Source organism: Chroogloeocystis siderophila 5.2 s.c.1, assembly GCF_001904655.1.
Lineage (GTDB): Bacteria > Cyanobacteriota > Cyanobacteriia > Cyanobacteriales > Chroococcidiopsidaceae > Chroogloeocystis > Chroogloeocystis siderophila.
Window position 1 is genome coordinate 1 of record NZ_MRCC01000037.1, and the last position, 9,103, is coordinate 9,103.

Annotated in this window: 10 protein-coding genes and 1 tRNA gene; 5 read left to right on the forward strand and 6 right to left on the reverse strand. The window is 42.6% G+C overall.

Going from position 1 to position 9,103, the window contains the following annotated elements; all coding sequences use genetic code 11:
- The first annotated feature begins 153 nt into the window (after window positions 1-153).
- From glyQ to NIES1031_RS22935, 5 genes are all read left to right on the forward strand, one after another.
- The gene (gene glyQ, locus NIES1031_RS22915) at window positions 154-1,047 is read left to right on the forward strand and encodes a glycine--tRNA ligase subunit alpha (protein ID WP_073551742.1); all 894 of its coding nucleotides are present in this window, start codon (window positions 154-156) and stop codon (window positions 1,045-1,047) included.
- Window positions 1,040-1,519, forward strand: coding sequence for a DUF4079 domain-containing protein (locus tag NIES1031_RS22920; RefSeq protein ID WP_073551743.1), 480 nt, complete (start codon window positions 1,040-1,042; stop codon window positions 1,517-1,519). The genes glyQ and NIES1031_RS22920 overlap by 8 nt, the downstream gene beginning before the upstream one ends.
- A gap of 8 nt (window positions 1,520-1,527) precedes the next feature.
- Window positions 1,528-3,672 (forward strand): ComEC/Rec2 family competence protein, encoded by a 2,145-nt coding sequence (locus tag NIES1031_RS22925; RefSeq protein ID WP_143167857.1) that lies wholly within the window; start codon window positions 1,528-1,530, stop codon window positions 3,670-3,672.
- A gap of 55 nt (window positions 3,673-3,727) precedes the next feature.
- A tRNA-Ser gene (locus NIES1031_RS22930) sits at window positions 3,728-3,814 on the forward strand.
- A gap of 63 nt (window positions 3,815-3,877) precedes the next feature.
- Window positions 3,878-4,315 (forward strand): secondary thiamine-phosphate synthase enzyme YjbQ, encoded by a 438-nt coding sequence (locus NIES1031_RS22935; RefSeq protein ID WP_073551745.1) that lies wholly within the window; start codon window positions 3,878-3,880, stop codon window positions 4,313-4,315.
- A 1-nt stretch (window position 4,316) separates the two neighbouring features.
- Here NIES1031_RS22935 and NIES1031_RS22940 read toward each other — a convergent pair whose 3' ends face one another.
- From NIES1031_RS22940 to NIES1031_RS23540, 6 genes are all read right to left on the reverse strand, one after another.
- Window positions 4,317-4,760 (reverse strand): DUF4174 domain-containing protein, encoded by a 444-nt coding sequence (locus tag NIES1031_RS22940; protein WP_073551746.1) that lies wholly within the window; start codon window positions 4,758-4,760, stop codon window positions 4,317-4,319.
- A gap of 75 nt (window positions 4,761-4,835) precedes the next feature.
- The gene (locus NIES1031_RS22945; protein ID WP_218596939.1) at window positions 4,836-5,537 is read right to left on the reverse strand and encodes an ABC transporter ATP-binding protein; all 702 of its coding nucleotides are present in this window, start codon (window positions 5,535-5,537) and stop codon (window positions 4,836-4,838) included.
- A 41-nt stretch (window positions 5,538-5,578) separates the two neighbouring features.
- On the reverse strand, window positions 5,579-6,373 hold the full coding sequence (locus NIES1031_RS22950) for an ABC transporter ATP-binding protein (protein WP_073551747.1): 795 nt from the start codon (window positions 6,371-6,373) through the stop codon (window positions 5,579-5,581).
- The gene (locus NIES1031_RS22955) at window positions 6,358-7,293 is read right to left on the reverse strand and encodes a branched-chain amino acid ABC transporter permease (protein ID WP_073551748.1); all 936 of its coding nucleotides are present in this window, start codon (window positions 7,291-7,293) and stop codon (window positions 6,358-6,360) included. Before NIES1031_RS22955 ends, NIES1031_RS22950 begins: the two co-directional genes overlap by 16 nt.
- A gap of 81 nt (window positions 7,294-7,374) precedes the next feature.
- Window positions 7,375-8,733 carry a (Fe-S)-binding protein gene (locus tag NIES1031_RS22960; RefSeq protein WP_073551749.1) on the reverse strand — a complete coding sequence of 453 codons (1,359 nt, stop codon included), beginning with the start codon at window positions 8,731-8,733 and terminating at the stop codon, window positions 7,375-7,377.
- 22 nt (window positions 8,734-8,755) lie between these two features.
- Window positions 8,756-8,908, reverse strand: coding sequence for a PDDEXK family nuclease (locus NIES1031_RS23540; RefSeq protein ID WP_236738963.1), 153 nt, complete (start codon window positions 8,906-8,908; stop codon window positions 8,756-8,758).
- Window positions 8,909-9,103 lie beyond the last annotated feature (195 nt).

The window sequence follows — 9,103 nt, forward strand, 5'->3', positions numbered from 1 at the left end:
CGGCGCTTTACTAATATATCTAACCCCAATCTGAATTGTCAAGTCAATTGGGAAAGTTTTTTTTGATTGCTGAAAACTCAGTTGGATAAAGCATTTGAGGGCAACAATAAGGCAAACTTTGAAAAGGAGTTATGAAAAAAGGTTTAAACAACAGTGAATTTTCAGTCAGTTATTGCTGTGTTACATCAGTTTTGGAGCGATCGCGGCTGCTTAATCGCGCAGCCTTACGATATCGAAAAAGGCGCAGGAACCAAGAATCCACATACATTTCTTAGAGCTTTAGGTCCTGAACCTTGGGCGGTTGCCTATGTTGAACCGTGTCGTCGTCCTACTGATGGACGCTATGGGGAAAATCCTAATCGCGTTCAGTATTACTATCAGTACCAAGTTTTGATTAAGCCTTCACCTAACCATATTCAAGAGATTTACCTTGATTCGTTGAAGGCTTTGGGGATTCATCCGGAAGATCATGACGTGCGGTTTGTGGAGGATAACTGGGAGGATGCGACTGTCGGCGCTTGGGGCACTGGTTGGGAAGTTTGGCTCGATGGGATGGAAATTACGCAGTTTACTTACTTCCAGCAGTGTGGGGGAATTGATTGTCGTCCAGTTTCGATTGAAATAACTTACGGGCTAGAAAGATTAGCGATGTATCTTCAGGAAGTTGAGGCGATTACAAAGATTCAGTGGACTGATGATATTACTTATGGTGATGTTCACTTGCAAGGGGAAATAGAACAGTGTACGTATAACTTTGAAGCGTCAAATCCAGAGTTGTTGTTTACCTTGTTTAATCTGTACGAACAAGAAGCACAACAGCTTACTGAAAGAGGATTGATTTTACCGAGTTTAGATTATGTATTGAAGTGTTCGCATACCTTTAACCTGCTAGATGCACGAGGAGTGATCGCTGTCACGGAACGAACTCGATATATTGCTAGAATCCGTAGCTTAGCAAGAAAAATCGCTCAGCTTTATGTACAGCAAAGAGAAACCCTCGGTTTCCCGCTATTGAAAGGAAAAGGAGGCGTTGCGGCTCATGTTTAACTTCATGGAAGGGTTAGAAGCGATCGCCAGATGGTTTCGCAGTTTAGGAATACCAGAACCGATTGTGCACTGGGGACACCCAGCGATGATGGCAATTGTTCTATTTGTTATGGGTAGCTTTGTCGGATATGCAGGATGGCGGGGACGAGTTGCGACAAATAAAGCTGTTGCGAGTAAAAGTTTGGCAGATCATCGCACATTAGCACCGTGGATGTTTTTATTTATGGCTCTTGGTTATACCGGTGGGGTGTTATCTTTAGTGATGCAACGTCAGCCGATTATGGAAAGTTCGCATTTTTGGACAGGTTCAAGTTTACTGGTGTTGTTGTTAGTCAATGCGGCGATCGCGCTGTTTGGTTTTGGACGCGATAAAGGTACACTACGCACAATTCACGCCTATCTAGGAAGTACCGCGCTTGGTTTAATGGTGCTTCATGCTGTATTCGGGCTGAAATTAGGGTTAGCAATTTAATAACGCAGATGAACGCAGCTATTTTGTGCTTGGCTTTTATTGCAGGTTTGTTATCTACAACTTTTGAGTGGGGAGGATATGCAGTTTTAGCGATCGGGATAGTTGCATTTATCTTTGTGAAACGTTTCTGGCGTGGTAGTCCTAAACCCCACGTTTGGTTAATCGCTGGAATCATTGGCTTGTTAGCGAGTTTATACTTTCAAGCACGAACACCACAGCCAGCAACAAATGATATTAGTCGATTAATTACAAACCAACAGCAGGTTGTTACTGTTCAGGGAGAAATTACGAGTACGCCACGTTTGACTCGCAGTCAACGCGGACAATTTTGGTTAGCCGCAAGTTGGTTAGAAGAAAACAAAGTTACGGGAAAAGTTTACGTTACTGTACCTCTACTCCAAGCGACAGGGTTATATCCTGGGCAAAAAATTGTAGTTAGTGGTGTTTTATATCAACCAGCAACGGCGACAAATCCAGGCGGCTTTGATTTTCGCGCGTATTTAGCAAGAGAGGGTGCATTTGCGGGTTTGAGTGGGCGACGAGTTGAAATTGCGCAAGGACAAGAAACTCCTAATTGGGGATGGTGGAAAATTCGCCAAAAAATCGTGCGATCGCAAGTACGGTGGTTAGGCAGTCCCTCTGGACCACTTGTCAGTTCGATGGTAATGGGTGGAAGGGCGGTTGATTTACCTTATGATATTCGTGACTTGTTTGTACAAGTGGGGTTAGCCCATGCTTTAGCTGCATCAGGATTTCAAACTTCGTTGATTTTAGGTGTGATGCTAGGGCTGTTACGGCGGTTTTCAGTAGTGCTGCAAACAGTTTTTGCAGGAGGTGCATTACTACTTTTTTTGGGATTAACAGGTGTACAGCCATCGGTGTTGCGCGCTGTTGTCATGGGATTTGCGGTACTTGTTGCGATTGGGACAAAGCGAAAAGTTAAGCCTTTGGGCTCGTTATTGTTTGCTGCAACTCTATTGTTAATCTTCAATCCGCTGTGGATTTGGGATTTAGGATTTCAACTGAGTTTTTTGGCTACTTTAGGATTAATCGTTACAGTACCGCCGTTGATTAAATGTTTAGATTGGCTACCTGTGGTGATCGCCGCCTTAATTGCAGTTCCTCTTTCAGCCGCTTTATGGACTTTACCTTTGCAACTTCAGGTGTTTGGTGTTGTTCCGCTGTATAGTTTGGCAGTCAATATCTTAAGTACACCACTGATATCAGTTATCAGCATTGGTGGAATTATAAGTGCGATCGCATGTCTCATTTATCCGCTTGCAGGCAGTGCTTTAGCTTGGTTATTGTATTACCCAACTCATTTTTTGATTGGGTTAGTAGAATTTTTTGCGCAATTACCTGGAAATTCAATCGCTGTAGGTAAAATTTCTGTTTGGCAGTTACTCATCGTTTACGCGTTAATCATTTTAGCTTGGTTACAACCCTCCTGGTGGCAAAAACGTTCGTGGTTAATAGGAGTCATGATAATAGGCATCATTTTGATTCCAATATGGCATAATCAAGCTACTGTATTTCGGGCAACAATCCTTGCAACGAGCGATCCTGTGTTAGTTCTACAAGATCAAGGTAAAGTTTTACTCGTGAATAGTGGAAATAGGAACACTGTGCAATTTAGCATATTGCCATTTTTGCAGCAGCAAGGTGTCAATCAGATTGAGTGGGCGATCGCTACTGACAGAAAAACAAATCACCGTAGTTGGGAAGAAATAAGTCAGCGCTTGCCAGTGAGAAATTTTTATACTTCAACCGAAAAACAAACATCAGTTGCAGGTGCTACAAAAATACAAATTGACAATGATGTACTGCAGTTACAGATCAAAGAGCAAACATGGATATTACTCGATGATGTTGCACCTGAGAAGCAACAGCATCTGGCTTTCACAAAAAAATTGCCGCGTGCGCAGGTGCTGTGGTGGTCTGGAGAGGTTTTGGAAAAGGAAGTGATTGAGGCAGTAAAACCAGAAGTTGCGATCGCTTCGGCTATCGATGTTGATACTGACACTATGACGCTACTCAATCAAAGCAAAATTCCGCTTTTTTGGACAGGAAGAGATGGTGCGATTCAGTGGACACCCGAAAAAGGATTTAGGGCAACAGTAGATGAAGCAGAAAATAGTGCTGCGTTGCTATAAAAAAAACCTTGATTCGTGATAGTATTGTTTACAATAAGGCAAAATTCTGCCTATTGGAGAGGTGGCAGAGTGGTTGAATGCGACGCACTCGAAATGCGTTATGGCGGCAACGTCATCGTGGGTTCAAATCCCACCCTCTCCGTTTGTTAGTTGTTTAACGTAAGTTATTGAGTTGTGACACCACAAAACCTGCTGGTGTGAAGTCATGCTGATTAAAAATGAGCTAATCGAAGTTGAAACCGCTGAGGGAGTTAGTATTTATAACATTACGCCCCAGATTAAGACAATCCTTGCTACTACCGCGATTCAAAATGGTCAAGTATTAGTTTTTTCGCGACATACAACGACGGCTTTGGCGATTAATGAGAACGAGGAGAGATTGCTACACGATATCAAGGTACATTTGGAGAAGTTAGCGCCTCCTGATGAGAAGTACTTACATAACGATTTGCATTTGCGAGTTGTTCCACCGGATGAACCGATGAATGCACACTCGCACTTGATGGCGATGATGCTGAGTAGTAGCGAAGTTATTCCAGTTGTGGATGGAAAACTTGCGCTGGGGACTTGGCAATCGGTGTTGTTTTTTGATTTAGATGGTCCGCGGACAAGAAGTGTATTTGTTCAAGTAAGCGGAGAGTAAGTTATTGCGATCGCATTTCTTGCTGGCGCATTGGCATAGCATCGATTTGCTGAAAGATGGCGGTGGGCTTTACAGGAGTAGTTTCGCGGCGTTTAGCTGTACCATCTTTGCCAACGAGAATCAGGCTGAAGTCGTCGCCAATATTAAATTGTTGTTTGATTTGGGTGACTTCTTCTGGGTTAATCGGATCGCCATTGATGCGGCTTGTACCGTTGGCGAAGAGTTCAATCAAGAGCAAGTCGCGGTCGGCAAATTCTGCGGTTTGATTTGAGAATAATTGCATTTGCTGTTGGTATTCTGGGGTGTTTTCTGAGGAGGCGGATACTAGCAGCAGGCGGTTTTTCCATTGGTAGGATTGAAGGTTGAGCATAGCGGGTGTTTGTTTGGCGATTGCTGTAGTGGGATTGATAAAAAGGGTTAGTAGAAGCAGGATGAGTTGGGTCATAGGTTTGAGGTAACGAACCACTTCAGACACTACAGAGTGCCAAGTAAAGAGGTAGGGAGGTCTTTTGGTGTGATTTTAGCCTAGGTAGGCTTTTTTGACTTGTTCGTTGTTGAGGAGGTTTGTGGCTTTGTCGGTGAGGGTGATGCAGCCTGCTTCTAGTACGTAGCCGCGATCGCTGATTTGCAGGGCGAGGTTGGCGTTTTGTTCGACGAGGAGGATAGTGACGCCAGTGGTGCGGAGGTTTTGGATGATGGAGAAGATTTCGCGGACGATCGCGGGGGCGAGTCCGAGGCTAGGTTCGTCTAAGAGTAGGAGTTTGGGTTTGCTCATGAGGGCGCGGGCGATCGCAAGCATTTGTTGTTCGCCACCGCTAAGGGTTCCTGCAAGTTGGTTGCGGCGCTCAAATAGACGTGGAAAAATCTCGAATTGATGATTGATATCGGCTTTAACGATTGCAGAGTCAGGGCGGGTATATGCACCAAGTTTTAAGTTGTCGAGAACAGTTTGACGGGCGAGGACTCGTCTTCCTTCGGGACAATGCGCGATACCATTTTGCACAACTTTGTATGCAGGATAACGAGTGATGTCGCGTTTATCGTAATAGATTTGTCCGCTGCGACAATTGACAAGTCGAGAGATTGCACGTAGTGTGGTAGTTTTTCCTGCACCATTTGCACCAATTAAGGTAACAACTTCACCTGACTTAACAACAATATCGATATTTTTTAGTGCTTGAACACCACCATAATTAACTGACAAGTTTTTGATTTCTAGCAAGTAATCAGTAGGATAAATGACTTCTTTATGATTACCTAAGCTCACGATCCTACTCCTAGGTAAGCTTCGATCACGGCTGGATCAGTTCTAACTTTTTCTGGTTGACCTAGCGCAATCAACTGACCAAAATCTAAAACGGCAATGCGATCGCATAATCCCATAACAAGTGGTACGTGATGTTCAATTAATATAATAGTTAAATTCAACTCTGTAGCAATTTGCCGAATAAATTTGCTTAAGCTTTGTTTTTCTTTGAGGTTCATTCCTGCTGCTGGTTCGTCTAGAAGTAGAATTTGTGGTTCTAACGCTAATGCACGAGCAATTTCTAGTCTGCGTTGATCGCCGTAAGGTAAATTACGGGCTTTTTCTGAAATGCGACCGCTTAAACCAACTAAAGCAAGTAGTTCTAAGGCTTTTTGTTTATTTTTCTGTTCTTCTTTTGGTGCAGGTGGTAAACCTAAAACACCAGTGAATACGTTACTATTAATATGAATATGTCGGGCAACACTTATATTTTCTATTGCAGTAAGTTCGCCAAATAAGCGAATATTTTGAAATGTTCTAGCAATTCCTTTAGAGGCAATTTGGTGCGGGCGGAGTTTTAAAATTTCTTGACCACAATACAAAAGTTTTCCACTCGAAGGTTGAATTAAACCTGTCATTAAGTTAAAAAGTGTCGTTTTACCAGCACCGTTAGGACCAATTAAACCAAAAATTTCATGTTTATTAACAGTAAATGAAACTTGATTGACGGCAACTAAACCACCAAAATGCCGTGTTAGCTGCTGTGCTTCTAATATAGGCTCATTATGCTTTAAATCTACTTCTTCATCCATGCTTTTATCCCTCGTCCCTTAAACAATTCTGGCGTGACTAAGCCTTGAGGGAAAAATATTGTACCAAGGACAATTAGCAATCCAAAAATAATTAAACGACCGTCGCGGAGAAATTGCGCTAAGGCGATAGGTAAACCTGGAGTATCGGAGATCGCTCTTAACACTTCGGGTAATGCTGTAAATACCATACCACCTAACACAGGTCCAATAAAGATTCTGGAACCACCAATTAACACAAAAGTTAAATAGATGATACTTGCATCAAAGGTTCCTTGACGTGCATTCCAGGTGTTGAGGAAATGCGCGCTAATAGCGCCTACCATTCCTGCTAAAATTGCGCCTAGGGTAAACGCTAGAACTTTGTAGTAAGTCGGGTTAATCGCCATTGCATCGGCGGCGAGTTCATCTTCGCGAATCGCAGCGAAAGCCCTACCAACGTGAATTTTTTCTAGACGGTAGAGAAAGAATACACTGACTAAAAGTAAAGGGATTGTAATCCACAAATACTCAATTGTGGTTTGAAACGGTTGAGGAATGCCAAAAATACCTACTGCACCGCCAGTAATTTCGAGATTGAGCGAAACAACGCGTAATATTTCAACAAAAGCAATTGTGGCGATCGCTAAATAAATTCCGCGTAGCCGCAGCGCCGGAATTCCGACGATGACGCCTAGTATCCCACACACTATTCCCGCGATGAGTATTTCTAAAAGTAATAGGGAAATGGGAAATAAACCTTCGGGAGTAGAAAATACTTGCGTTGATAAAATTGCAGCAATATATCCTCCTAAAGCATAAAAGCCTGGACTTGCTAAAGATAATTGTCCTGCCATGAGGGGTAAGTATAGCGATAGCCCTAGCATTGCCCCAATTATCATTGAGACAATTAAAAACCCATAGGTATCTAAGAAACCGTCCATGAGTCCTCAGACAATTGTTATATGAAGAGGTATTCTCCCATAAAAACTAGTGAAGCTACCGCAGTTGCAAAGTTATTTATATTAGCTATGTAACTGAATTCCACGAATTGAGTAATCTAATAACTCCATTGGATGCATCACCGCTATCTTTTTACTCTGTTGTTGCATATGTTTGGTAATTTGTAGCGTACAACCAGGATTTGCCGAAGCAACCAACTCTGCACCTGTATTTAAGAGATTTTGGACTTTTTGTTTACCTAATTCGTCAGCAACTTCGGGTTGTAGCATATTGTATACGCCTGCACTTCCACAGCATAATGCTGCATCAAGAGGTTCTCTAAGTTGTACACCAGGAATTTGTCGAAGTAACTGGCGTGGTTGGATACTAATTTTTTGCCCGTGTAGTAAGTGACACGCATCTTGATAAACCAAAGTGAGTGGTTTTTCAGTTAGGGGTGAAAGTTTTGCTGTTAAACCAACATTAGCGAGAAACTCTTGGGCATCTTTAACGTTTGCGGCAAAATCTTTAGCTTTATCGTGGTATTCTGGATCTTCTTGCAATAAATGTCCGTACTCTTTTAGCGTATGACCGCAGCCAGCGGCGTTAATAATCACTGCATCTACGCCAGTATCAGCGAAGCTATCAATCATTTGTCGCGCTAGGGCTTTAGCTTGTTCTTCTTGTCCTTGGTGATGCGGTAATGCAGCACAACAGCCTTGCGTTTTGGGAATAACAACTTCGCAACCGTTTGCCGTTAAGACTCTGACAGTCGCTTCGTTAACTGGGGAGAAAAATAGTCGCTGTACGCACCCTAAAATCATCCCCACACGATAGCGTTTCTCTTCTTGGGCAGGAATAATCGTAGGTAGTTTGTCTTGAAATGAACTAATGGTAATTTTGGGTAATATCGATTCCATCGCGGCGAGGCGAGGCGAAAAGCGTTGCAGTAACTTTGTTGCACGAACAAAATTTTGTACGCCTGATTTTTGGTAGAGAAATAGAGGGGCGAGTAAAAATCGCAAACGGTTGGGATAGGGAAATAGTGAGAAAATGAGTTGACGATACAAGCGATCGCCTAAAGAGCGGGGATAGTTGCGTTCAACTTGAGGACGTGTTGCCGAAATTAATTTGTCGTATTGTACGCCGGAAGGACACGTTGTTACACACGCCAGACATCCTAAACACGAGTCAAAATGTTGTACCGTCGCTTTACTCAGCGGAATTTCGCCTTCATTGACTGCATCCATTAAATAAATACGTCCGCGTGGCGAATCCATTTCTTTGCCAATAACGCGGTAACTTGGACACGTTGACAAACAAAATCCACAATGAACGCACGTATCAATTAACTTCGGATCGGGCGGATGTTGCGCGTCAAAGCCAGTTATTTGACTTAAACTAGCAGGTATTGCATCTTTTGAAGAATCTGAAGTTTGCATTATATTCTTGTTTCCTCAAAAATTAATTCCAAATTTCTGCAAAATCTAAAATAAATTCTGGTAATATTGCTCCTTCTAAAAGTGTTTGCGGAGATGTTATTGTTTCTCCGTCTTGATTTTGTTTATATATTTCTACTTGTTGATTTTGCGGATCAATTAACCAACATAAAGCCATACCATTTTCGAGTTATTCTTGCATCTTAGCGCGTAATTCTTTGAGGCTATCTGATTTTGATCGTAGTTCGATAGGGAACATGTCATTTTTTCTACAAGCAATTATGCTGAGCGGCTGGGCAATGGTGAGTCAATTAACCTATTCAGATAAGCACAACGATGAGCTAACACTTGCGGGACATTTTCCCGCTTCCAC